The following is a 22,148-nucleotide window of genomic DNA, read 5'->3' as shown; positions in this document are numbered from 1 at the left end:
CGGTCAGGCCTTCGGTGCGTTCGACCGGGGGACGGGGACGCCGGGCGCGACGCCGATCGACTTGTAGGCGCCGTCCTGCACGCCGTGCACGAACGTGCCGACGCCGGTGAGGTCGCCGTACTTGTCGAAGGAGTAGCCGCCCATGGCGCCCACGTACCTCTTCGCCCGGAGCTGGGCCCAGAGGCCCTTGCGGGCCGGCGGCCGGCCGGCCTTCGCGTTCGCGGTGAGCTGGTCGAGGACCATGTTCACGACGTCGTACGACTCGCCCGTGTAGTACGCGGGCGGGGCGCCGTAGCGCTTGCGGTACGCGGCGACGAACGCGACGGTCTTCGCCCGCTCCTCGGCCTTGGCCTTGGTGTCCTTCTCGCGGGTCAGGGGGTCGAGGACGGGCGCGCCGAAGAACCAGTTCTCGGCGGCGGGCCCGGCCTCCTTCAGGAAGGCGGGGCCGAAGGCGTGCTGGCCGCCGAACCGGGGCCCGGTGAAGCCGAGTTCGAGGAGGGCGCGGGCGGCGAGGACGGTGGTCTCGCGGACCCCGCAGTGCACGTACGCGTCCATGCCGGCGTCGATCATCTCGCCGAGGATCCGGCGGTAGTCCCGGGCGCGGGCGGGCACGACCCGGTAGAGCGGGGTGATCTTCGCCTGTCCGAAGCCGAACTGGACGCCGCGCACGAGGAGCCAGCTGTACTGGTCGTCCGTGCGCTCCTGGAGGACCCCGGGCCTCTTGATGGTGGGCAGGAGCGTGACGGTGTACGCGAGGTACGTGCCGCCCATGGGGTGGTTGGGGATGGCCCGGAGGACCGTGACGTTGGGCGGGCTCTTCTCGTCCCGCAGGGTGAAGAGGTTGAACCCGGCGGAGGTGGTGAGCAGCGGGAGGCCGGCCTCCTCGAAGGCGGGGAGCGCGGCCTGTCCGGTGTCGTCGGAGGTGGGGCCGAGGACGGCGACGACGCCGGGGTCGGTGGTGAGCCTGCGGGCCGCTTCGAGGGCGGTGCGCCGGTCGCCCCGGTCGTCGGAGACCGCGAGTTCGAGGGTGAACGGCTTGTCCGCGCGGGCGTTGAACTGCTCGACGGCGAGGCGGGCGCCGCGCTCCTGGGCCCGCCCGATCTCCTGGGCGGGGCCGGAGAGGTCGGCGAGGACGCCGATCTTCCAGGAGGTGCGGGGCGGGGGGTTCTTGCCGTCGCCCCCCTTGCCGTCGTCTCCGAGGAGCGACCGGACGGCGAGGGCTCCGCCGCCCGTGGCGAGGACGGCGGCGCCGGAGGCGAGGAGCAGGAAGCCGCGCCTGCTGCGCTTCGGCGGCTCCGCCGGGTCGGTGCCGGGCGCGGTCGCGTCGATCTCGGGCAGGGCGAGCATCCGGGCGGAGCGCTCGGCGATGGTCCGGACGACGGGGGCGGGCAGCCACTCGGCGGCGTCGCCGGGGGCGTCCTCGACGAGCCGTACGCCGATCCCGGCGGCGGTCGGCCGGGCGGCGGGGTCCTTGGCGAGGCAGGCCCGGACGAGGTCGAGCAGTCCCTCGGGCACGCCGGTGAGGTCGGGTTCGTCGTGGACGGTCCGGTACAGGAGGGCGTCCGGGGTGCCGGTGCCGAAGGGCGGGCGTCCGGTCGCCGCGTACGCGAGGAGGCAGCCGAGGGCGAAGACGTCGGCGGCGGGGCCGATGGCGTCGGCGCGGGCCTCGGCCTGCTCGGGGGCGAGGAAGCCGGGGGTGCCGACGACCATGTCGGTGGCGGTGAGGGCGGTCTCGCCGGTGGCGCGGGCGATGCCGAAGTCGATGAGGCGGGGGCCGTCGACGGCGAGGAGGACGTTCCCCGGCTTCACGTCCCGGTGGACGAGGCCCGCCGTGTGCACGGCGGCGAGGGCGCGGGCGACGGCCCAGCCGAGGAGCCGGACGCTCCGCTCGGGCAGCGCGCCGTGCGCGGTGACGGCCTCGCCGAGGGAGGGCCCGGCGACGAAGGCGGTGGCCATCCAGGGCTCGGGGGCGTCCGGGTCGGCGCCGGTGACGGGGACGGCCCAGGGGCTGGAGACCCGCCGGGCGGCCTCGACCTCCCGGCGGAACCGGGCCCGGAAGTCGGGCTGGTCGGCCTGGTCGGCGTGGGTGACCTTGACGGCGGCGAGCTCGCCGTTGGCCGTACGGCCCAGATAGACGACGCCCATGCCCCCGGCCCCGAGCCGCCCGAGCAGCCGGTAGCCGGCGAGGGAGGAGGGGTCGGAGGGGAGGAGGGGGTGGAGGTCGCCGGGGGCGGGTCTTGTGGGGGAGGGCGGCCCTGCGGGGGCCGGGGCCGGTGCCCCTGCCGGGGGCGGGTTCCCTGCGGGTGCCTCTGCCGGGGGCCGGGGCGGGTACGGGTTCCCCGCCGACGCCCCTGCCGGGGGTCGGAGCGGGTACGCGGGCGGGTCCCCTGCCGGGGGCTGGGACGGACGCGGGGGCGGCTGGTGGCCCTGGTGCCCGGTCCCGCGCGGGGTCGGCTGCCCGGTGCCGGGCCGGGCCTCGCCGTGGGCTCCGCCCCCGGCGCCGGGCGGGTCCTGGTGGCCGGGCCCGGGCTGAGCGGCGCCCTGGGGCCGGCGCCTGGCGCCGGGCCGGGCCGGGATGCTCGGCAGGGGGCCGACCCGGGGGTCGCGCGGCGGCCGGGGTGCGGCCCCGTCCCCCGGCTCACGGCCGTCCTCCGGCTCCCGGTCGTCCCTCGGGTTCACGGGGCTCATGACCGGACCTCCAGCTCGTCCTTGACGCGTTCGAGCATGGTGACGAGGGCCTGGACCTGGGCGGTGACGGTGCCGATCGTCGTGTCGGTCGTCTCCTCGCTGTAGCCCGGGGCGCCCTTGACGACGGTGGCGACGGTGACCTGGCCGATCCTCGACTGGTACCAGCCGTAGAACTGCCTCCCGCGGAACTCGTCGTTGTAGTAGCCGCCGCGCTCGCCGAGGGAGTCGGCGGCGGTGTAGTTGCCGCCGAGGCCGAAGGGGTTGCCGAGGGAGATGAGCTCCTTGATGCTCTCGCCGTCGCGCAGCTTCTGGTCCGGGCAGCGCAGCGCCTCCTCCAGGGTGCCGGCCATCTCCCAGTCCGCGTCCTCCTCGGTGCGGTGGACGGTGACGGTGGCGGCGACCCGGAGGGTGCCCCGGCCGTCGACGGCGGGGACCTCGCTGTAGGCGGTGACGCTGTGCAGGACGGTGGCGGGCCGGGTCCCGGTCTCCCAGGAGCAGCCGTCCCCGAGCACGGGCCAGTAGTCGGGGTCGCTGAGGTGCGGGGTGCGCTTCACGTAGTCCGGGCCCCAGGCGTCGGGCCCGGCGACGACGGCGAGGGCGAGCCTGCGGGCGTCGGCGGCGTTCTTCGGCGCGCGCTTCGGGTCGGGGGTGAAGTCGAGGGCGGTCGGGGTGGGGGTGGGCGTGGGGGCCGGGGCCGTACCGCCCGGGGTGGACGCCCCGCTCGTACTGCCCTTCGCACCCCCCTCGCCGTCGGGTTTCGCCCCGTCCTCGCGCCCGTCGGAGCACCCGGTCGCGATCAGTCCGCCCACCAGTACGGCACAGCAGGCACGCAGCAGTCTTCGATCCCCGTACGCCACAGTTCCCCCACGGTCCCCACACGGATTTCCCGAGTTGCCCGAACGGCGATCAGATCGTACGACCTGCCGGGGCAACTCACCCCGCCCACAACCTCATTGGGACAAAGCGGTGGCACTCTCGCGACGTGCCTCGTCGTACCGCTCGCGGGCCTCCTGGACGGCGGCGACCTGCCGCTCGCTCCAGTGGGCCAGCTCCCAGACCTGGCGGGCGGCCTCGGTGCCGAGCGGGGTGAGGGCGTAGTCGACGCGGGGCGGGATGACGGGCTTGGCGTCGCGGTGGACGAAGCCGTCGCGCTCCAGGGTCCGGAGGGTCTGGGCGAGCATCTTCTCGCTGACGTTCCCGATGCGGCGGCGCAGCTCGCTGAAGCGGTACGGGCGCTCCAGGAGGGACGCGAGGACGAGGACGCCCCAGCGGCTGGTGACGTGCTCCAGGACGGCGCGCGAGGGGCACATCGGTTCGAACACGTCGGGCAGCGGCGGCATCGCGCCCACCTCTTCACTTACTCCCATGCCAGTACCTTACTTCAAAGTGGGCACTGTCGAAAAGTTAGTGCCCGTCGTACGGTGAGTGCACCGTCCACCGCACCCCACGCGTAAGGAAGCACCATGAGCATCGTCGTCACCGGAGCCACCGGACAGCTCGGCCGCCTCGTCGTCGACGCCCTCCTCGACAGCGCCCCCGCCGAGGGCACCGCGCCCGCCGAGCGGGTCGTCGCCGTCGTCCGCGACAAGGAGAAGGCGGCGGACCTGGCCGAGCGCGGGGTCGAGCTGCGGATCGCCGACTACGGCCGCCCCGAGACCCTGGCGGACGCCTTCGAGGCCGGCGACCGGGTGCTCCTGATCTCCGGCAGCGAGGTCGGGCGGCGCGTCGCCCAGCACGCCGCCGTGATCGACGCGGCGAAGGCGGCGGGCGTGGCCCAGCTCGCGTACACCGGCGTCCTCGGCGGCGACGACGCCGACTTCGAGCTGGCCGCCGAGCACAAGGAGACCGAGCGCCTGATCCTCGCCTCCGGCCTGCCGTACACCCTGCTCCGCAACGGCTGGTACAGCGAGAACTACACGGCCAACCTCGCCCCCGTCCTCGCCCACGGCGCCGTCGTCTCCAACGCCGGCGAGGGCCGGATCGCCTCCGCCTCCCGCGCCGACTACGCCGCCGCCGCGGCCGCCGTCCTGACCGGCCCGGCCGAGGAGCACCTGAACAGGGTGTACGAGCTGAGCGGCGACACCGCCTGGTCCTTCGCCGAGTACGCGGCCGAGGTCGCCGCCCGGTCCGGCCGCGAGGTGACGTACACCCCCGTCTCCGCCGAGGCGCACCTGGAGATCCTCACCGGCGCCGGGCTCCCGCGCCCCCTCGCCGAGATCCTGGTCGACGTCGACCGGGCCGCCGAGCACGGCGCGCTCGCCCTGCGGACCGGCGACCTGACCCGGCTGATCGGCCGCCCCACCACTCCGGTCGGCGTCTCGGTCCAGGAGGCCCTGGACGCCTCCTGAACCCCGGAGGGCGCCTCCCGGGCCCTTCACGGAACAGCGCGTGACCGTCATGACCGTATAGCGGTACGGGCATGACAACCCGCCCCGTGCGGCGCTACCGTCGACGGAACGGCCGACAGGACGGCGCGGTACAGGGCGGGAGGTCCGGTGAAGACGGAGAACGAGGGACGAGCAGGCCTGCTCTACGGGATCGGCGCCTACGCCATGTGGGGCCTGGTCCCCCTCTTCTGGCCGCTCCTCAAACCCGCCGGGGCGATCGAGATCCTCGCCCACCGGATGGTGTGGTCCCTGGCCTTCGTGGGCCTCGCCCTGCTCGTCCTGCGCCGCTGGGGCTGGATGCGGGAGCTGGCGCGCAGCCCGCGCAAGCTCGGTCTGATCACCCTCGCCGCCGCCGTCATCACCGTGAACTGGGGCCTCTACATCTGGTCCGTGAACGCGGGCCACGTCGTCGAGGCCTCCCTCGGCTACTTCATCAACCCGCTCGTCACCATCGCCCTCGGCGTCCTCGTCCTCCAGGAGCGGCTGCGCCCGGCGCAGTGGGCGGCGGTCGGCATCGGCTTCGCGGCCGTGCTCGTCCTCGCGATCGGGTACGGGCAGCCGCCGTGGATCTCGCTCGTCCTCGCCTTCTCCTTCGCGCTCTACGGCCTGGTGAAGAAGAAGGTGAACATCGGGGGCCTGGAGTCGCTGGCCGCCGAGACCGCCGTCCAGTTCCTGCCCGCCCTCGCGTACCTGGTCTGGCTCGGCGGGCAGGGGACCCTGGCGTTCGGCTCGCACGGCGCCAGCCACACCGCGCTGCTCGCCGCCACCGGCCTGGTCACGGCGATCCCGCTGGTCTGCTTCGGCGCGGCGGCGATCCGCGTCCCGCTGTCGACGCTCGGCCTCCTCCAGTACCTCGCGCCCACCTTCCAGTTCCTCCTCGGGATCTTCTACTTCCACGAGGCGATGCCGCCGGAGCGGTGGGCGGGCTTCTCCCTCGTCTGGCTGGCCCTGACGATCCTCACCTGGGACGCCCTGCGCACGAACCGGCGCAGCCGGGCGGCGATCGCGGCGGCGACGGCGGCGGGAGCGGCGGAGGCGGCGGGCCCGGTCGGAGCGGCCGAGCCGGGCGAGGCCGCGGAAACGGTCGGGGCCCCGGGTCCGGCCGGGACCGCGCCCACGACCGGCCGCTGAGCAGCACGATCACCTGATCGCATCCGCTCGTATCCGCTCGCGGAAGGCGCCCCCGTCCGGAGAATGGGCCGGATGGAACGACTGATGGAGATCGCGGACCGTCTGACCGAGGTCGAGGGGGTCGTCGGAGTGTGCCTGGGCGGCAGCCGGGCGCGGGGGACGCACACCCCGGACTCCGACCACGACCTCGGCCTGTACTACCGGCGGCCGCTGGACACCGACGCCCTGCGCCGGCTGGCGGCCGAACTGACCGGCGGCCCGGTGGAGGTGACCGAGCCGGGCGGCTGGGGGCCGTGGGTGGACGGCGGCGGCTGGCTGACCGTCGACGGCCACCACGTGGACTGGCTCTACCGCGACCTGGACCGGGTGCGGCGCGTCCGGGAGGAGTGCGAGGCGGGCCGCTTCGAGATCGGCACCCAGGCCGGCCACCCCCTGGGCGTCTACTCCCCCTCCTACGTGGGCGAGCTGGCGCTCGGCCGCGTCCTGTCCGACCCGACCGGCGAGCTGCGCGCCCTCCAGGAGGAGACCCGCCCCTACCCGGACGCGCTGCGCACGGCGCTCGTCGAGAACGCGCGCTGGGAGGCGCCGTTCGTCCTGGCCTGCGCCCGGAAGGGAGCGGCCCGCGGGGACGCCTTCTACGTGGCGGGCTGCGTCTTCCGCGCGGTCGGCCTCCTCGTACAGGCGCTGCACGCGCACGCGGGGAGCTGGGTGCTCAACGAGAAGGGGGCGGTGCGGGAGGCCGGGGAGCTCCCTTCCTCGCCGCCGGACTTCGCGTCCCGGGCCCAGGGGCTGTTCTCCGCCCTCGGCGAGGACCCGGCCGGCCTCGCGGCGGCCCTGGACGAGGCCGACGCCCTGACCGCCGAGGTGTGCGGGGCGCTCACGGACCGGCCGACCCCGGAATAAGCGGTGGTGACGGGGTGGGGGCCTCCCCCACCCTGGTCGCATGGAAGAACCGAAGTACCGCGTCCGCGCGCTCCACACGGACCGCACGGTCACCGTCTACCAGGCGTACACCCCCGCGATCGGGCTCCCGGCGGCGCGGGAGGGCCGGTTTCCGGCCGCCTGGAAGCGGGACCGGATGACGTGGATCAAGCCGTCGTTCCTGTGGATGATGTACCGCTCGGGCTGGGGCCTGAAGGAGGGGCAGGAGACCGTCCTCGCCGTGGAGATCACCCGCGAGGGGTTCGAGTGGGCCCTGCGGAACGCCTGCCTCTCCCACTACGCGCGCGGCTTCCACCCCGACCGGGACGCGTGGCAGCGGCGGCTGCGGGAGTCCCCGGCCCGGGTCCAGTGGGACCCGGAGCGCGACCCGCGCCTGACCCCCCTCCCGTACCGCTCGCTCCAGCTCGGTCTGGCGGGCGAGGCGTCCCGCCGGTACGCGGACGAGTGGACGGTGTCGATCACCGACGTGACCCCGCTCGCCCACCGCGTCCACGCCCTGGTCCGGGCCGGCGACGTGGACGGCGCCCGGGAGCTGCTCCCCCGGGAGGAGCCGTACCCGGAGCCGGAGGGGCTCCTGGACCACCTGCGGGCCGGGCAGGACCGCCCGCTTTAGCGGAAAGAAACGTTCCGGTGGCACGGGCGGGGAGGGGGCGCTAGAACCGGTGGCATGAAACCCCTGCACTGGAAGCTCGTCGTCGACGCCTCGGACCCGCACGCGCAGGCCGCCTTCTGGGCCGCCGCCCTGCGCTACCGGGAGGAGGACCACAGCCCGCTCGTCCGCCGGCTCCTCGGAATGGGGGCCGTCCCCGACGAGGTGACGACCACCGTGCACGCCGGGACGGAGGACGAGCGGCTCGGCTGGCGGGACCTCGCCGCCGTGCGGCACCCGGACGAGCCGTACGACGAGGCCACCGACGCGGGCCTGGGCCACCGGATCCTCTTCCAGCGGGTCCCGGAGGCGAAGAGCGTCAAGAACCGCATCCACCTGGACCTCCACGCGGAGGAGGGCGCCCGGGACAAGGAGGTCGCCCGCCTGATCGACCTCGGCGCGACGGTCCTGCACGAGGTGAACGAGCCGTCGGGCTCGTGGGTGGTCATGGCGGACCCGGAGCGGAACGAGTTCTGCGTGCAGTGACGCGGGCGGTCCGCAGGAGGGGCCCGTAGGAGGAGGGGTCCCGCAGGAGGGGTCAGGGGCGGCGGACCTCGAAGTGGAAGCAGCCGTACTCGACGGCCCGGACGTGGACCAGGACCACGGCGGGATCCGCGAAGGCCTCCGCGAGGGCCCGGTCGAAGCCCTCCGCCGGGACCTCCGGGAGCTCCAGGAGCCGGCCGCCGACGATCCGGCCCTCCGCGTCGTACCGGCGGAGGGCCCGCAGGGCCCCGGGCCGTGCGAAGGGGTACTCCTCCGAGGGCGCGGGCCCGCCGCACTCCGCGGCGTGCACGAAGACGGGGCCCTGCTCGTCGTACGCGCCGGGCTCGGCCCCCGTCTCCGCCGCCCAGCGGCGCAGCGGCGCGTACGAGACGAGCGCGATCCGCTCGCCGGGGGCGGCGGGACGCAGACAGCAGCGGAGGGGCTCCCCTCCCCCGGTGGCCTCGTGGGGCACGCAGGGGCGCCCGGCGTCGTCGACGACGCGCAGTGCGGCGAGGGCGGCGGGCGCGACGGCCCGGGGGACGTAAGAGGTCTCGGCGGTACGCATGACTCCAGCGTCGCCCTTCCCCGCCCCGCGCACCGGCGGGATTCGGACGCGACGGTCGGGGGCGGGGCGGGACATCCGAAGTGGCCTCCCCGCTCGGGGAGTTGAGGGAGAACGCCGATTCCGGCGCGCGGAAGGCCGCGGTCGACGCGTTCGTCCGCTGAGCGGACGGACCTGACCGGTTTCCGCTCTTGACGTGGACACATCCTGTCACTGAACATTCAGCACGCACAGCAGAACACTCGCGCAACAACAACTGAACAGCACGCACGCATTCGTACAGCTCCAACGCCTCGCGGCCTCCCACGCCCGGGGCGTCTCGCACGTTCCGTCCCATCCCCGTTCGGAATCCGGAGCCCCCACATGAACCTCTCCGTGCCCAGACGCGTCACCGCGGTCGCCGCCCTCGCGGCGCTCGCGCTCGGCGGTCTCACCGGGACCAGCGCCACCGCCCGGCCCGCCGAGGCCGCCGGGGCCGCCGCCGCGCCCGACATCTCGCTCACCGCCGTCAAGCAGCACTTGACGGACCTCCAGTCCATCGCCACCGCCAACGGCGGCAACCGGGCCCACGGCCGCGCCGGCTACAAGGCCTCGATCGACTTCGTGAAGGCGAAGCTGGACGCCGCCGGATACACCACCAGCCTCCAGACCTTCACCACCAGCGGCGCCACCGGCTACAACCTGATAGCCGACTGGCCGGGCGGCGACCCCAACCAGGTCCTGATGGCCGGCTCGCACCTCGACTCGGTCTCCTCCGGCCCCGGCATCAACGACAACGGCTCCGGCTCCGCCGCGATCCTGGAGACCGCCCTCGCCGTCTCCCGCGCGGGCTACCAGCCCTCCAAGCACCTGCGGTTCGCCTGGTGGGGCGCCGAGGAGCTGGGCCTCGTCGGCTCCAAGTACTACGTCAACAACCTTCCGTCGACCGAGCGTTCGAAGATCAAGGGTTACCTGAACTTCGACATGATCGGCTCGCCGAACCCGGGCTACTTCGTCTACGACGACGACCCGACGATCGAGCAGACCTTCAAGAGCTACTTCGCCGGCCTCGGCGTCCCGACCGAGATCGAGACCGAGGGCGACGGGCGCTCCGACCACGCCCCCTTCAAGAGCGCGGGCGTCCCCGTCGGCGGCCTCTTCACCGGCGCGAGCCGCGTGAAGACCAGCGCGCAGGTCTCCAAGTGGGGCGGTACGGCGACGGCGTTCGACCGCTGCTACCACTCCTCCTGCGACACCACGTCGAACATCAACGACACCGCCCTCGACCGCAACAGCGACGCCGTCGCGCACGCGATCTGGACGCTGTCCGCCGGCTCCACCACGCCGCCCCCCGGCAAGGTCTTCGAGAACACCGCCGACGTCTCGATCCCGGACAACGGCGCCGCGGTCACCTCGACGGTCAACGTCACCGGCGTCACCGGCAACGCCCCCAGCAACCTCTCGGTCGGCGTGGACATCGTCCACACCTACAAGGGCGACCTGGTCGTGGACCTCGTCGCCCCCGACGGCTCGGTCTACAACCTGCACAACCGCGCGGGCGGCAGCGCCGACAACATCGTGCAGACCTTCACCGTGAACGCCTCCTCGGAGGTCGCCAACGGCGCCTGGAAGCTCCGCGTCCAGGACAGGGCCACCTACGACACCGGCTACGTCAACGGCTTCAAGCTGACCTTCCCGTAAGGCCGGCGCACCCGAGAAACGCCCGGGCGGGTCGGTGACCACAGCCCCCGACCCGCCCGGGGTCCCAATCGAGTCGGCGCCTACTTGCCGGCGTTCGCCGCGTCCACCAGCGCGTCCTTCGTCACCGCGCCGACGTAGACCTTGCCGTCGTCGGTGAGCAGCGCGTTCACCAGCTTCGTCTTGAAGAGGGTGCCCGAGCCGAACTTGCCGGTGACCTCGTCGCCGAAGGAGTCCAGGAGGCCCTGGATCTCCTTCGGCGCCTCGTCCGTCTTCGGCGCCGGGGCGCCGGTGTCGAGCTTCGCGATGGTCGTCCAGCCCTCGCCGATGACGTTCAGGCCCTTGCCGAAGCCCCCGAACTCCTTCCCGAACTCCTTCTCGAAGTCCTCCGGGAGCTTCTCCGACTTCCGCGCCTCCTCCGCGCCCTCCGTCACCTTCGCGCCCTTCGGCACCTCGAAGGCGAAGACCGACGCGTCCGGGCGGGCGAAGTCGACCTTCGTGAAGCCCGCGTCCACGACCGGCTTGCCGCCCTCGACCGAGGAGAGGGTGAACTTCAGCGGGGTGCCGTTCGCCGCGTCCACCGCGATCTTCACCGACGCGACCGTCGAACCGGCCTGCTTCGGCTTGATCACCAGCTGGTACGCGTCCCGGCCCGCCACCTTCGCCGTGCCGTCGACCGTGATCGACGTCGTGTCGCCGGCCGCCTTCAGGACCTCGTCCGCGAGCTCCTTGGGCGTCGCGGGCAGTTCCTTCTCCTCGGCCTTCGGCCCCTCCGACGCGCCCTTCTCGTGGAAGACCTCGTTCGACTTGCTGTCGTAGGCCCAGACGTCGTCGCCGTTGTGGATCAGGCTGTACTCGTCGGAGCCGTCGAGCAGGGTGAGCCTCTGGCGCTCGGGGCCGTCCGCCGCCAGGCGCAGCGTGTGGGTGCCCGAGGCGAGTTCGGTGAGCTTCTGCGAGGGGTCCGCCGTGGAGGAGCCCTCCCCGCCGCCCAGGCCCCCGAGGCCGGACGCCAGACCGTCGAGGGCCGGCAGGCCCAGGTCGGTGGAGAACCTGAAGGTGCCGGAGAGGGTCTGGGTCTCCGAGGCCGCGATCTTCTCGATGAGCTGCTGGGCCGTGATCTCCGGCAGGTCCGGGTCGCCGGACGCGGCGAGCGCCGGGACCAGGCCGATGGTCGCCGCGGCCACACCGGCCACCGCGACGGGGACGACGTACCGGCTCGCCCGGCGACGGGTCTCGCCACGAGCCTCGCCGCGGATCTCGCCGGCGGTCTCGCCGGGGACTTCGTTCGGTGCCATGGTCTCCGCTACCTCCGTGCGCCCTGAAGGGGCCTCGAACGGCCCCATGTGGTCGATGTACTCCATCTCACCAAACGGGGCAACGGGAAGCGTCAGCCCGGGGGATCAACCTCGCGTACCCCTCGGGGATGACCCGACCCCGAGACCGGTACGACCCGACGCCGGGGCCCGTACGCCCCGGGGCAGGGACCGGCACGGACCGGCACCGGGCCCCGCGCGGCCGGAACGCCCGGTTCCGCGAAGGCGGGGCGCGGGCTCCCGGGCGAGACTGGAGGGAGGCGGTCCGAGAGGAGCCGGCATGGCCGAGGGGCTCTCCGCGATGGCGCGCACCGGGCGCCACGCCGCGCACGTCACGGCCGCGACGGCCGCCGGGTTCTACCCGGCCCTCCACCTCCTGGACCGGCCGGTGGCCGGGATCTACGCCCTGTTCACCCCCATCGCCTTCGGCATCCTCTCCCCGCTGCCCGGAGCGGGCCGGGAGCGGGCCGCCACCGTCCTGCGGGCGGTGCCCGCCGCGGCCGTGCTCGTCGTCCTCGGGACCGTCCTCGCGGTCGGGACCTGGCCGGCCGTCGCGGGCATGCTGGCGGTGGGGTTCGCGCTGGCCTTCGGGTCGGCGTGCGGGCCCCGGATCGCGGGCGCCGCCCCCGGGCTCCAGCTCTTCTACATCCTGGCCTGCTTCCCCCCGTACGAGCCGGGGACGCTGCCGCAGCGGCTCGTCGGACTCGCCGTCGGCGGGGCGTTCCTGGCCCTGGCCGAGGCGGTGCTCTTCCCGGACGCGCCGGAGCCCCCGTACCGTACGCGGATCGCCGACGCCCTGGACCTGGCGGCCCGCGCCGCCTCCGGAGTCGTCCGCGGGGAGGGGCCGGACCCGGGGACCGCCGCGCGGCTCGGGGCGGCCGGGCGGGAGCTGCGCCTGTCGCGGCTGCCCGCCGGGGCGCGGCCGACGGGCGCGGGCCGGACGGACCGGGCCCTGGCCCAGGCGGGGGCCGCGACCCGCCGGCTCCTCGACCAGCTGGCCCTGCTCGCCGGGCACGCCCCGGCGCCCGGGGACACGGCCTCGGCGGAGCTGCTGCGGGGCATCGCGGCGAGCTGTGCGGAGACGGCCGCGGCCCTGCGCCGGGGGCGGCGGAGGCGTGCGGGGCGGGTCCTCGCCGGGCCGCAGCTCCTCGAAGAGCTGGTCGCGGACTTCCTGAAGTCGCGGGCCGGCGCCCCCGCCCCGCGCGGCGTCCTGGTCCGGCGCTCGACGGTCCTGACGGCGGCGGTGTCGGCGGTGACCGTCCGCACGGCCGCCTCCCTCGCGCTCGGCGGCCGGGAGCGGCTGTACGGGCTGCCCCGCGAGCAGTTCTGGTACGCGGCGGAGGGCCCGGCCCGGCTGACGGCCGTCCGGATCAGGGGCAATCTGACCCGGCGCTCCGTCGTCTTCCAGAACGCCCTGCGCACCGCGCTCGGCCTGGCGCTGGCCCGGCTGGTGGCCGGTTCGCTCGACCTGTCGCACGGCTTCTGGGTGCTGCTCGCCGTCCTGACCCTGGGGCGGACCACGGCGGGCGCCACCTGGTCGGCCGTACGGGCGGCCGCGGCCGGGACGCTGGCGGGGGCGTTCGCGGCCGGGCTGCTGATCGTGGGGGCCGGGGGCTCCTCCGCCGTGTACGCGGCGCTGCTCGTGCCGATGATGCTGGTGGCGTTCACGCTGGGCCCGCTCGGCGGCCCGGCGTGGGGCCAGGGGCTCTTCACGCTGGTCGTCGCCACGGCGTTCGCGCAGATCGCGCCGGTGACCTGGCGGCTCGCGGAGGCGCGTCTGGTCGACGTGCTCACCGGCAGCGCGATCGGCCTGCTGTGCGGCCTCCTGGCCTGGCCGGCCGGGGCCCGCGCCGAGATCCGGTACGCGATGTCGGGCCTGCTGCGGGCCGCGGCACCACTGGTACGGGCCACGGCGACGGCGGTGACGGAGGGGGCCGGGTCCGGAAAGGGCGGGGCCGGGGAGAACGGGACCGTAAGAAGCGGGGCCGGGAGGAGCACCGCCGCGGACGGCTCCCCCTCCCCCGGCGTACGCCTCACCCTCCACCGGCTCCGGATCGCCGAGGCGGCCTACGCGCAGTACCGGACGGAGCCCGCCCCCGACGCCGCCCGCGACTGGCTCGCGGTGCTCGACCACGGGTCGCGCACGCTGGTCGGCGCCTACTGGCTGCCCCGTACGGACGGCATGCCCGGCCTGCCGCCGGAGGTCCGGCGCTGGGCGCGGGAGGCGGCCGAGGAGGTGGCCGCGGCGACCGTACGGGCGGCGGGCTTCCCCCCGGACGGCGTACGGGTCCGGCCCGCGCCCCTGCCCCCGGAGGTGGCCGAGCGGGTCCCCGCGCCGCTGCTGGCCCCGCTCACGGACGTGGAGGTCTGGCTCCGGGCGCTCGCCCGGGACCTGGAGGCGGGCTCGCCCCCGGAGCCGGGGGATCAGCCCGCCCGGTACACCACCGCGTCGCACAGCTCCGCGAGCGCCGACTTGGCGTAGCCGTCGGGGAGGGGGGCCAGCATCGCGCGGGCCTCCTCCGCGTAGCGGACGGTGTCCCGGCGGGCCTGTTCCAGGGCCGGGTGGGCGCGGAGCCGGCGCAGGACCTCGGCGTGCCGGGCGTCGTCGGTGAGGTCGCCGTCCACGAGGGCGACCAGTTCGACGTCCTCGGGGCGCCCGTGCGCGGCGGCCGCGGCCCGCAGGTGCAGGACGGGCAGGGTCGGGATGCCCTCGCGCAGGTCGGTGCCGGGGGTCTTGCCGGACTCGTGGGAGTCGGAGGCGATGTCGAGGACGTCGTCGGCGAGCTGGAAGGCGACGCCGAGCCGCTCGCCGTACTGGGTGAGGGTGTCCACGACGCTCTCGTCGGCGCCGGCCATCATGGCGCCGAAGCGGCAGGCGACGGCGACGAGGGAGCCGGTCTTGCCGCCGAGGACGTCGAGGTAGTGGTCGACGGGGTCGCGGCCGTCGGTGGGTCCGGCGGTCTCCAGGATCTGGCCGGTCACCAGGCGCTCGAACGCCTCGGACTGGATGCGGACGGCCTCCGGGCCGAGGTCCGCGAGCGTGTGGGAGGCGCGGGCGAAGAGGAAGTCGCCGGTGAGGACCGCGATCGAGTTGCCCCAGCGGGTGTTGGCGCTGGGGACGCCGCGCCGGACGTCGGCCTCGTCCATGACGTCGTCGTGGTAGAGCGTGGCGAGGTGGGTCAGCTCGACGACCACGGCGGCGGGCACGATGCCGGGCGCGTAGGGGTCGCCGAACTGGGCGGCGAGCATCACGAGCAGCGGGCGGAAGCGCTTCCCGCCGGCCAGGACGAGGTGCTGCGCGGCCTCCGTGATGAAGGGGACGTCGCTCTTGGTGGCGTCCAGGAGGCCCGCCTCCACGGCCGCCAGACCGGTCTGGACATCGGCCTCAAGAGCCTGGTCCCGCACGCTGAGGCCGAACGGCCCGACGACGGTCACGAGGGAGTCTCCTGTCTGCTGACGCCTGCTGTCGCTACACGGTCGGCAGCGATCACACGGGACGATCACGCGGATTGTCGATGTGTCGCTGGATTCACTCAAGCCAGCGTATCCGGTCACCTTTCGATCACCGTGGGCGCCTTCCCGTCACCCCCGGTATGTTCGTGATCAGACGATACGAGCAGGAGTAGGCGCTTTGTCTAGAACAAGCATCCGCACCGACTTCCCGTACGAGACCCGCCGCGAGGACGTCCGCATCCCGATGCCGGACGGCGTCCTGCTGTACGCGCGCGTGTGGCGCCCGGTCACCGAGGAGCCCGTACCGGCCCTCCTGGAGTACCTGCCGTACCGCCTGACCGACTGGACCGCGCCCCGCGACCACCAACGCCACCCCTGGTACGCGGGCCACGGCTACGCCTCCGTACGGGTGGACGTGCGCGGCCACGGCAACAGCGGGGGCCTGCCCGGCGACGAGTACGACGCGGCCGAGCTGGCGGACGGCGTCGCCGTCGTGAACTGGCTGGCCGAGCAGCCCTGGTGCACGGGGAACGTCGGCATGTTCGGGATCTCCTGGGGCGGCTGCAACGCGCTCCAGGTCGCCGCCCTCGCCCCCGAACCCCTGAAGGCGCTCGTCACCGTCTGCTCCACCGACGACCGGTACGACAACGACGTGCACTACATGGGCGGCTCGGTCCTCGGCGTCGACATGCACGCCTGGGGCGCCGCCATGCTCGCCTTCTCCTGCCGCCCGCCGGACCCGGAGCACGTCGGCGACGAGTGGCGCGCGACGTGGCTGCGGCGCCTGGAGGCCGTGGAACCGCTCGTGGACACCTGGCTCTCGCACCAGACCCGGGACGCGTACTGGAAGCACGGCAGCGTCTGCGAGGACTACGGGGCGATCGGGGCCGCCGTCCTCGCCGTGGGGGGCTGGCACGACCCGTACCGGGACACCGTCCTGCGGCTGGTCCGGCACCTGCCGGCGGACCGGGTGCGCGGGATCGTCGGGCCCTGGTCGCACCAGTACCCGGACCGGGGGCTTCCGCCGGGGCCCGCGATCGGCTTCCTCCAGGAGACCCTGCGCTGGTGGGACCACCACCTCAAGGGGGCCGCGAACGGCGTGATGGACGAGCCGCTGCTGCGCTCCTGGATCAGCGACTCGCACCCGCCGGCCACCGTGTACGAGGAGCTGCCGGGCCGCTGGGTCGCCGACCCCGCCTGGCCGTCCCCGCACGTCACCCCCGTCACGTACGGCTTCCAGGGCTCCCCGGTGGTGGTCGACTCGCCCCAGCAGACCGGGATCGACGCGGGCCGCTTCTTCCCCTTCGGCAACGACGCCGACCTGCCGCCCGACCAGCGCGAGGAGGACGCCCACTCGGCCTGCTTCGACTTCCCCGTGCCCGAGGACGGCGGGCCCGTCGAGATCCTGGGCCGCCCGTCGGTGACGCTGTCCCTGCGCACGGCCGCGCCCACCGGGCAGGTGATCGCCCGGCTCTGCGACATCGCCCCGGACGGCTCCTCCACCCTGGTCACCCGGGGCGCCCTGAACTTCTCCGCCCGCCACGGTCGCGACCGGGCCGAACCGGCCCGGATCGGGGAGACGGAGGGCTTCACCTTCGAACTGAACGGCATCGGGCACGCCTTCGCGCCCGGCCACCGGGTGCGGCTCGCGGTCTCCTCCACGTACTGGCCGTGGATCTGGCCCCGGCCCGACGCGGCGGGCTTCACGCTCGACCCGGCGGGCTCCTCCCTCACCCTGCCGGTCCGCCGCCGCACCGAGGACGCGGTCGTGTGGGAGGAGCCGGAGCAGGCCGAGCCCCTGGAGGTCGTGCACCCGGCCTCCCCGGAGGAGCGGCGCCCGGAGCGGGTGGTGGTCCGGGACGTGGCCAAGGGCGAGTGGCGGCTCGAAGTCGACCCGAAGTACGGGGGCACGCGCGTGTACCCGGACGGCCTGGAGTTCACCGAGGACGCCCTGGAGACCTACACGATCGAGGAGAGCGGCCCGCTGACCGCCCGCACCCGCTCGGACTGGACGATCCGGCTGCGCCGCCCCGACCGGGGCTGGGACGTCGGCGTGGAGACCCGCTCGGAGATCACCTGCGACGCGGAGGCCTTCCACACCTCGAACGAGGTGGTGTGCCGGGAGGGCGACGAGGTCGTCTTCCACCGCACCTGGGAGAAGCGGATCCCCCGCACGGCGGGCTGAGCGCGCTGTACGGGGGATCCGGAACCGCTGGTTACGCCTGCGCGCCGGCCTTGCGGCGGCGGACGGCGAACACCGCGCCGGCGCCGAGGACGACGGCGGCACCGGCCGCGAGGCCGAGCTGCGGCAGGACGTCGTTCGAGCCGGTGGCGGCGAGGGTCCCGCCGGTCACCGGAGTGCCGGACGAGCCGCCCTGCTGGGTGGTGCCGGTGTTGCCGGCGGTGGGCGCCGGGGCGGGCGTCGTGGTCGACGGCGACGGGGCCGGCGTCGGCTTGTCGCCCTTGGCGGCGAGGATCTCGAAGTCGGCGGTCGCGAACTCCTCGCCGAACCCGCAGGAGCCGTCGTTGTTCTCGTACGCGCCGACGGCGAAGACGACACCGGGGCCGGCCGGGGTCTTGCTGTCGAGCGTGAGGCGCAGCTTCACGTCGGCGTGGCCGCCCTTGACGAGGCTGCCGACCCGGACGGCGTCGTTCTCCTCGGTGACCTCCGTCCACTTCGGGTGGGCGGCGGAGGACCACTCGACGGTGATGTACTCCTCGAAGAAGTCGTCCTCCTCGATGCTGTCGGGGAGCGCGGCGGCGAAGGCGTAGGCCTCGACCTCGTCGAAGGTCTTCTCGGAGGTGTTGGAGACGCGCAGCGAGAAGAGGGCGCTGGTGCCGGCGGTGACCTTCTTCGGACCGCTGAGGGCGACCGTGACGGACTTGTCCTCGGTGCACTCCTGACCGAGCTCCTCGAAGTCCGCCAGGGCCTGCTCGGCGGCGGCGAGTTCCTTGGCGGCGGCCTTCTCCGCCTTCTGGGCGAGGCCGAGCGTCGTGAAGGCGGCGACGCGCGCCTCCTCCAGGGCCTTGGCGGTGTCCTTCGCCTTCGTGTCGGCGGCGGCCTTGGCGGTGGCGGCCGCCTCGGCGGTCGCCTTCGCCGTCGCGACGGCCTCGTCGGCGGCCTGCTTCTCCTCGTCGGTGGCGTCCTCGGCCAGCTTTTCGCGGGCCTCCTCGGCCTTGGCGAGCTCCGCATCGGCGGCGGTCTTGGCGGCGGCGGCCGCCTCGGCGGCCTTCTTCGCGTCGGAGGCCGCCACCGCCAGCGGGTGGTCGGCCTTGTCCAGGGCCTCGACGGCGGCGTCGGCCCTGGCGACCTCGGCGACGGCCGCGTCGTACTCCTTCTGCGCCAGTTCGACGGCGGCCTTGAGCTCCGCCAGCGTGGGCGGCTTCTCGTCCTCGCCGGCCGCCGGCTTCTGCGTGGAGGCGGGCGACGGCTTGGTGTCGGCGAGGGCGGGAGTGGCGGACAGGAGCACGAGCGGCGTGGTGACGGCGGCGGCCACGGCGGTCGCGAGCATGCGGCGGATCTTCACGTGGTGGACCTTTCCCTGGTCAGGGGGTCGGAAGAAGAGCGGGGCGCGCGCCTGCGGCTACTTCACGCGGCGCGTCGCCACCGTGATCGTATGGCCGTGGACGCCCTCGCGGGAGGCCCGTTCCCGCGGCCCCGGGCGGGCGGGAGCGAGCGGTCGGCACCCAAAGGGAGCGAACGCGGACAGTTGCCCACGGAGGCCGCACTTTCCGTGTGATCCATGTCATCAGCGCCCGGCGGCCCGCCCCGTAACGTGTCCCCCACACCCGTGGAAAGCGAGGCAGGTACCGATGTCCGAGCACAGCCCGCTCGACCTGGCCGAGGGCGACCCCTTCGGCCCGCACAACCTCCCGTACGGCGTCTTCTCCACCGCCGAGGAGCCCGACCGGCGCCGGCTCGGCGTCCGGATCGGCGGGTACGTGCTGGACGCGGGGGCCGCGGCGCACGCGCTCGGCTCCCCGTACGCGTCGCTGCTCGCGCAGCCCGGCCTCAACCCGCTGCTCGCCGCCGGGCGGACCGCCTGGCGCGACGTCCGCCGGGCGCTCACGGCCTGGGTGACGGTCCCCGCGCACCGGGCGGACGTGGAGCCGCTGCTCCACCCGCTGGACGCGGTGACGCTGCACCTGCCGTACGAGGTCGCGGACTACGTCGACTTCTACGCGAGCGAGCACCACGCGACCAACGTGGGCCGGATCTTCCGCCCCGACGGCGACGCGCTCACCCCCAACTGGAAGCACCTGCCCATCGGTTACCACGGGCGGGCGGGCACGGTCGTGGTCTCCGGCACCGACGTCGTGCGCCCCTGCGGGCAGCGCAAGGCGCCCACCGACCCGGCCCCGGTCTTCGGGCCGTCGGTGAAGCTGGACATCGAGGCGGAGGTCGGCTTCCTGGTCGGCACCCCGTCGGAGCTGGGCCGGCCGGTGCCGCTCGCCGACTTCCGCGAGCACGTCTTCGGCCTGACGCTGCTCAACGACTGGTCGGCGCGGGACGTGCAGGCCTGGGAGTACGTGCCGCTCGGCCCGTTCCTCGGCAAGTCGTTCCAGACGTCGGTCTCGGCGTGGGTGACGCCCCTGGAGGCCCTGGACGCGGCCCGCACCGCCCCGCCCGCCCGGGACCTCCCGCTCCTGCCGTACCTGGACGACGCGGACGAGGAGGAGCAGGGCGGCTTCGACCTGCGGATCTCCGTGGAGATCAACGGCGAGGTGGTGGCCGAGCCGCCGTTCTCCTCGATGTACTGGACGGCGGCCCAGCAGCTCGCCCACATGACGGTGAACGGCGCGTCGCTGCGCACGGGCGACCTGTACGGCTCCGGTACGGTCTCCGGGCCCGAGGTGAACCAGCGCGGTTCGCTCCTGGAGCTGACCTGGAACGGGCGCGACGCGCTCGAACTGTCCGGCGGGAAGCGGACGTTCCTGGAGGACGGCGACGAGGTCGTCCTGACGGCGTGGGCTCCGGGCCCGGACGGCACCCGGGTCGCCCTGGGCGAGGTCCGGGGCCGGATCGCCCCCGCCGTCGTCTGAGTCCCGGAGGCTCAGACGGCCCGCCAGAGGGCGGGGACGTTCGGCGGCTGCCAGCCGGGCTGGGCGGTGTGCGCCTGGAGGCACACGTAGGCCGCCCCTCCGTAGGTGACGGCGTCCCCGGCCCGGTAGGCGGTGCCGACCGCCCAGCTGCCCCCCGGCGGCTGGGTGGTCTGCGTCGGCGTCGGCGTCGGGCCGGGGTCCTGCGGCACGTTGAGGACGAAGTCGAAGGCGGCCTCGCGCGCCCCGCCCGCGTCCCTGACGGTCATCAGCAGCCGCGGGTCGAAGAGGGAGTCGGTGTTGTTGCGGGGCTCGCCCGGGAAGTACAGCTGCGTGGTGAGGACCGGGCGGCCGGGGGCCTGCGCCTTGACGTGGATGTGCCGGGTGCGGCCCGGGTAGAGGCCGGGCACGATCGTGGTGAGCTTGAAGGAGCCGTCGGCGCCGGTGAACTGGTGGCCGCGGAAGCGGAACCCGGTGTTGTCGTAGGCGCCGTTGGTGTCGGCCTGCCAGAAGTCCAGCAGGACGCCGGATATCGGCCGGCAGGCGAGCCCGAAGACGTACCCGCTGACGGTGAGCCGGACACCGGGGGTGTTCCCCTCCAACAGGCTGGAGCGCAGCGGGGAGTTGGGCTTGAAGTACGGGCCCTCCATCTGGGCCGGGGTGGGGTCGTCGCCGTCGTCGCACGTGGGGGTGAGCGCGGGCGCCTCCTCGCCGCCGGTCAGGGTGCGGGCGAGCGCGGGGACGCCCATGAGCACCGCGGGCGCCGCCATGCCGGCCGCGAGCGCGGCCCGCAGGACGGTCTTGCGGGTCACGTGCCCGGTGCTGGTCTCGTGGTCCATGTGCCTGGCTCCTCGGGTGGGGGCTGGGATCGGCAACGAACCTAGGGGCCCGCGCCACCGGGTTCGATGGACGGAACGCGGCGGTCGTGGTCTTTTCGGAAGCGACCGGGGCTGCGCCCGACCTCCCGCCGGAAGAACCGGCAGAAGTAGGCGGCGTCGTCGAACCCGACCCGGGCGGCCACCTGCCGCACGGGCAGCCCGGTGGCGACGAGCAGCCGCTGCGCCTCCCGCACCCGCTCCTGGCGGAGCAGCGCGGCGGGGGTGCGGCCGGTGGCGGCCCGCACCACCTCGGTGAGGTGCCCGGGGGTCACCCCGATCCGCTCGGCGCACTCCCGTACGGAGAGCCCGGCGGTCCCGGCGGTACGGGCGAGCCGCAGGAACTCCTCGGCGAGACCGCGCGGCGGGGCCCCCGTCCCCGCGCCGCCGCCCCCTCCGCCGCCGGGCAGCCGGGAGGCCCGCACGAGGAGCACGTGCAGCAGGGACCGCAGCACTCCGGCGAACCCGTCGGCCCCGTGCCGGTACTCCTCGGCCAGGTCGCCCATCAGCCGGCTGGTGCGCTCGTGGGTGGCGGCGTCGAGGTCCACCCAGGGCCGCTCCCCCAGCCGCCGCAGCAGCTCCTCGTCGCCGGGCCCGCCGACCAGGAACTCGGGCGTGAAGAGCACGAGCGACCCTTCGAGCCCGCGCACGCCCTCCCAGTGGTGCACCTGCCCGGGCAGGATCACCCCGAGCTGCGGCGGCCGCACCTCGTACCGCTCCAGATCGAGCACGTGCGTCCCGCTCCCCTCGGTGACGTGCACGATCTCGTAGAAGGTGTGCCGGTGCGGGTACGCGGCCCGCGACATCGGCCCCATCGCGTCGAACCCCCCGGCGGCGAAGGGCACCTGGTCGGGCAGCCGCAGCTCCAGCCGGTGCACGGGCGGGTCACCGGCCCTCGGGGCGTCGCAGGGGGTGCCTGGTAAGACGGTGGTGCCGCGCATCGTGCCG

General features: G+C 74.5%; 18 protein-coding genes. 9 read left to right on the top strand and 9 right to left on the bottom strand.

Going from position 1 to position 22,148, the window contains the following annotated elements; all coding sequences use genetic code 11:
* Positions 1 to 3: 3 nt before the first annotated feature.
* From CP977_RS20335 to CP977_RS20325, 3 genes are all read right to left on the bottom strand, one after another.
* Positions 4 to 2,688 carry a bifunctional serine/threonine-protein kinase/ABC transporter substrate-binding protein gene (locus tag CP977_RS20335; protein WP_152370619.1) on the bottom strand — a complete coding sequence of 895 codons (2,685 nt, stop codon included), beginning with the start codon at positions 2,686 to 2,688 and terminating at the stop codon, positions 4 to 6.
* Entirely contained in the window at positions 2,685 to 3,497 is an 813-nt protein-coding gene (locus CP977_RS20330; RefSeq protein WP_229991405.1) for a hypothetical protein, read from the bottom strand. The genes CP977_RS20335 and CP977_RS20330 overlap by 4 nt, the downstream gene beginning before the upstream one ends.
* A gap of 141 nt (positions 3,498 to 3,638) precedes the next feature.
* On the bottom strand, positions 3,639 to 4,055 hold the full coding sequence (locus tag CP977_RS20325) for a winged helix-turn-helix transcriptional regulator (RefSeq protein ID WP_152370618.1): 417 nt from the start codon (positions 4,053 to 4,055) through the stop codon (positions 3,639 to 3,641).
* 96 nt (positions 4,056 to 4,151) lie between these two features.
* On the opposite strand from CP977_RS20325, the gene CP977_RS20320 reads away from it, so the two are divergent.
* The 5 genes from CP977_RS20320 (at position 4,152) to CP977_RS20300 (ending at position 8,283) form a co-directional block, all read left to right on the top strand.
* Complete coding sequence (locus CP977_RS20320; protein ID WP_062752866.1) at positions 4,152 to 5,036, top strand: NmrA family NAD(P)-binding protein; 885 nt, start codon at positions 4,152 to 4,154, stop codon at positions 5,034 to 5,036.
* Positions 5,037 to 5,183: 147 nt separating this feature from the next.
* Positions 5,184 to 6,206 (top strand): EamA family transporter RarD, encoded by a 1,023-nt coding sequence (gene rarD, locus CP977_RS20315; RefSeq protein ID WP_152370617.1) that lies wholly within the window; start codon positions 5,184 to 5,186, stop codon positions 6,204 to 6,206.
* Positions 6,207 to 6,278: 72 nt separating this feature from the next.
* The gene (locus tag CP977_RS20310; RefSeq protein WP_109185593.1) at positions 6,279 to 7,109 is read left to right on the top strand and encodes a nucleotidyltransferase domain-containing protein; all 831 of its coding nucleotides are present in this window, start codon (positions 6,279 to 6,281) and stop codon (positions 7,107 to 7,109) included.
* Between the two features lie 40 nt (positions 7,110 to 7,149).
* Positions 7,150 to 7,761 carry a DUF4291 domain-containing protein gene (locus CP977_RS20305; RefSeq protein WP_152370616.1) on the top strand — a complete coding sequence of 204 codons (612 nt, stop codon included), beginning with the start codon at positions 7,150 to 7,152 and terminating at the stop codon, positions 7,759 to 7,761.
* Between the two features lie 54 nt (positions 7,762 to 7,815).
* Positions 7,816 to 8,283, top strand: coding sequence for a VOC family protein (locus tag CP977_RS20300; RefSeq protein ID WP_152370615.1), 468 nt, complete (start codon positions 7,816 to 7,818; stop codon positions 8,281 to 8,283).
* 52 nt (positions 8,284 to 8,335) lie between these two features.
* Here CP977_RS20300 and CP977_RS20295 read toward each other — a convergent pair whose 3' ends face one another.
* Positions 8,336 to 8,845, bottom strand: a complete 510-nt coding sequence (locus CP977_RS20295) for a DUF1203 domain-containing protein (protein WP_152370614.1) — start codon at positions 8,843 to 8,845, stop codon at positions 8,336 to 8,338.
* Between the two features lie 360 nt (positions 8,846 to 9,205).
* Here CP977_RS20295 and CP977_RS20290 point away from each other — a divergent pair, with 360 nt between their 5' ends.
* Positions 9,206 to 10,522: a M28 family peptidase gene (locus tag CP977_RS20290; protein ID WP_062752877.1), complete on the top strand. Its 1,317-nt coding sequence runs from the start codon at positions 9,206 to 9,208 to the stop codon at positions 10,520 to 10,522.
* A gap of 80 nt (positions 10,523 to 10,602) precedes the next feature.
* Here the strand turns inward: CP977_RS20290 and CP977_RS20285 are convergent, their stop codons facing one another.
* Positions 10,603 to 11,814, bottom strand: coding sequence for a LolA family protein (locus CP977_RS20285; RefSeq protein ID WP_152370613.1), 1,212 nt, complete (start codon positions 11,812 to 11,814; stop codon positions 10,603 to 10,605).
* A gap of 298 nt (positions 11,815 to 12,112) precedes the next feature.
* Here CP977_RS20285 and CP977_RS20280 point away from each other — a divergent pair, with 298 nt between their 5' ends.
* Positions 12,113 to 14,314, top strand: a complete 2,202-nt coding sequence (locus CP977_RS20280; RefSeq protein ID WP_229991406.1) for an FUSC family protein — start codon at positions 12,113 to 12,115, stop codon at positions 14,312 to 14,314.
* On the opposite strand, the gene CP977_RS20275 is transcribed toward CP977_RS20280, so the two are convergent.
* A complete protein-coding gene (locus tag CP977_RS20275; protein WP_062752885.1) occupies positions 14,257 to 15,267 on the bottom strand; it encodes a polyprenyl synthetase family protein in 1,011 nt (336 codons plus the stop codon). The two genes, CP977_RS20280 and CP977_RS20275, sit on opposite strands and share 58 nt — an antisense overlap.
* A 262-nt stretch (positions 15,268 to 15,529) precedes the next feature.
* Between CP977_RS20275 and CP977_RS20270 the strand changes: the two genes are divergently transcribed.
* Positions 15,530 to 17,470 carry a CocE/NonD family hydrolase gene (locus tag CP977_RS20270; protein ID WP_062752887.1) on the top strand — a complete coding sequence of 647 codons (1,941 nt, stop codon included), beginning with the start codon at positions 15,530 to 15,532 and terminating at the stop codon, positions 17,468 to 17,470.
* A 31-nt stretch (positions 17,471 to 17,501) separates the two neighbouring features.
* Here the strand turns inward: CP977_RS20270 and CP977_RS20265 are convergent, their stop codons facing one another.
* Positions 17,502 to 18,812, bottom strand: coding sequence for a hypothetical protein (locus CP977_RS20265; protein WP_062752889.1), 1,311 nt, complete (start codon positions 18,810 to 18,812; stop codon positions 17,502 to 17,504).
* 286 nt (positions 18,813 to 19,098) lie between these two features.
* On the opposite strand from CP977_RS20265, the gene fahA reads away from it, so the two are divergent.
* Complete coding sequence (gene fahA / locus CP977_RS20260) at positions 19,099 to 20,328, top strand: fumarylacetoacetase (protein WP_062752891.1); 1,230 nt, start codon at positions 19,099 to 19,101, stop codon at positions 20,326 to 20,328.
* 11 nt (positions 20,329 to 20,339) lie between these two features.
* On the opposite strand, the gene CP977_RS20255 is transcribed toward fahA, so the two are convergent.
* Together CP977_RS20255 and CP977_RS20250 are read right to left on the bottom strand one after the other, a co-directional pair.
* On the bottom strand, positions 20,340 to 21,164 hold the full coding sequence (locus CP977_RS20255; RefSeq protein ID WP_183953220.1) for a dioxygenase family protein: 825 nt from the start codon (positions 21,162 to 21,164) through the stop codon (positions 20,340 to 20,342).
* Positions 21,165 to 21,205: 41 nt separating this feature from the next.
* Positions 21,206 to 22,141: a helix-turn-helix domain-containing protein gene (locus CP977_RS20250; protein ID WP_152370612.1), complete on the bottom strand. Its 936-nt coding sequence runs from the start codon at positions 22,139 to 22,141 to the stop codon at positions 21,206 to 21,208.
* Positions 22,142 to 22,148: the final 7 nt, after the last annotated feature.

It is taken from the genome of Streptomyces cinereoruber (assembly GCF_009299385.1).
Taxonomy (GTDB): domain Bacteria; phylum Actinomycetota; class Actinomycetes; order Streptomycetales; family Streptomycetaceae; genus Streptomyces; species Streptomyces bikiniensis.
Note: the sequence above shows the minus strand (reverse complement) of the source record. Positions and strands in the feature narration are given on the sequence as shown.

Excerpts from the sequence above, each read along its gene's own strand:
- CP977_RS20335 (WP_152370619.1), bottom strand. The coding sequence starts at position 2,688 with ATGAGCCCCGTGAACCCGAGGGACGACCGGGAGCCGGAGGACGGCCGT.
- CP977_RS20325 (WP_152370618.1), bottom strand. The coding sequence starts at position 4,055 with ATGGGAGTAAGTGAAGAGGTGGGCGCGATGCCGCCGCTGCCCGACGTG.
- CP977_RS20320 (WP_062752866.1), top strand. The coding sequence starts at position 4,152 with ATGAGCATCGTCGTCACCGGAGCCACCGGACAGCTCGGCCGCCTCGTC.
- CP977_RS20310 (WP_109185593.1), top strand. The coding sequence starts at position 6,279 with ATGGAACGACTGATGGAGATCGCGGACCGTCTGACCGAGGTCGAGGGG.
- CP977_RS20305 (WP_152370616.1), top strand. The coding sequence starts at position 7,150 with ATGGAAGAACCGAAGTACCGCGTCCGCGCGCTCCACACGGACCGCACG.
- CP977_RS20300 (WP_152370615.1), top strand. The coding sequence starts at position 7,816 with ATGAAACCCCTGCACTGGAAGCTCGTCGTCGACGCCTCGGACCCGCAC.
- CP977_RS20295 (WP_152370614.1), bottom strand. The coding sequence starts at position 8,845 with ATGCGTACCGCCGAGACCTCTTACGTCCCCCGGGCCGTCGCGCCCGCC.
- CP977_RS20290 (WP_062752877.1), top strand. The coding sequence starts at position 9,206 with ATGAACCTCTCCGTGCCCAGACGCGTCACCGCGGTCGCCGCCCTCGCG.
- CP977_RS20285 (WP_152370613.1), bottom strand. The coding sequence starts at position 11,814 with ATGGCACCGAACGAAGTCCCCGGCGAGACCGCCGGCGAGATCCGCGGC.
- CP977_RS20280 (WP_229991406.1), top strand. The coding sequence starts at position 12,113 with ATGGCCGAGGGGCTCTCCGCGATGGCGCGCACCGGGCGCCACGCCGCG.
- CP977_RS20270 (WP_062752887.1), top strand. The coding sequence starts at position 15,530 with ATGCCGGACGGCGTCCTGCTGTACGCGCGCGTGTGGCGCCCGGTCACC.
- fahA (WP_062752891.1), top strand. The coding sequence starts at position 19,099 with ATGTCCGAGCACAGCCCGCTCGACCTGGCCGAGGGCGACCCCTTCGGC.
- CP977_RS20255 (WP_183953220.1), bottom strand. The coding sequence starts at position 21,164 with ATGGACCACGAGACCAGCACCGGGCACGTGACCCGCAAGACCGTCCTG.
- CP977_RS20250 (WP_152370612.1), bottom strand. The coding sequence starts at position 22,141 with ATGCGCGGCACCACCGTCTTACCAGGCACCCCCTGCGACGCCCCGAGG.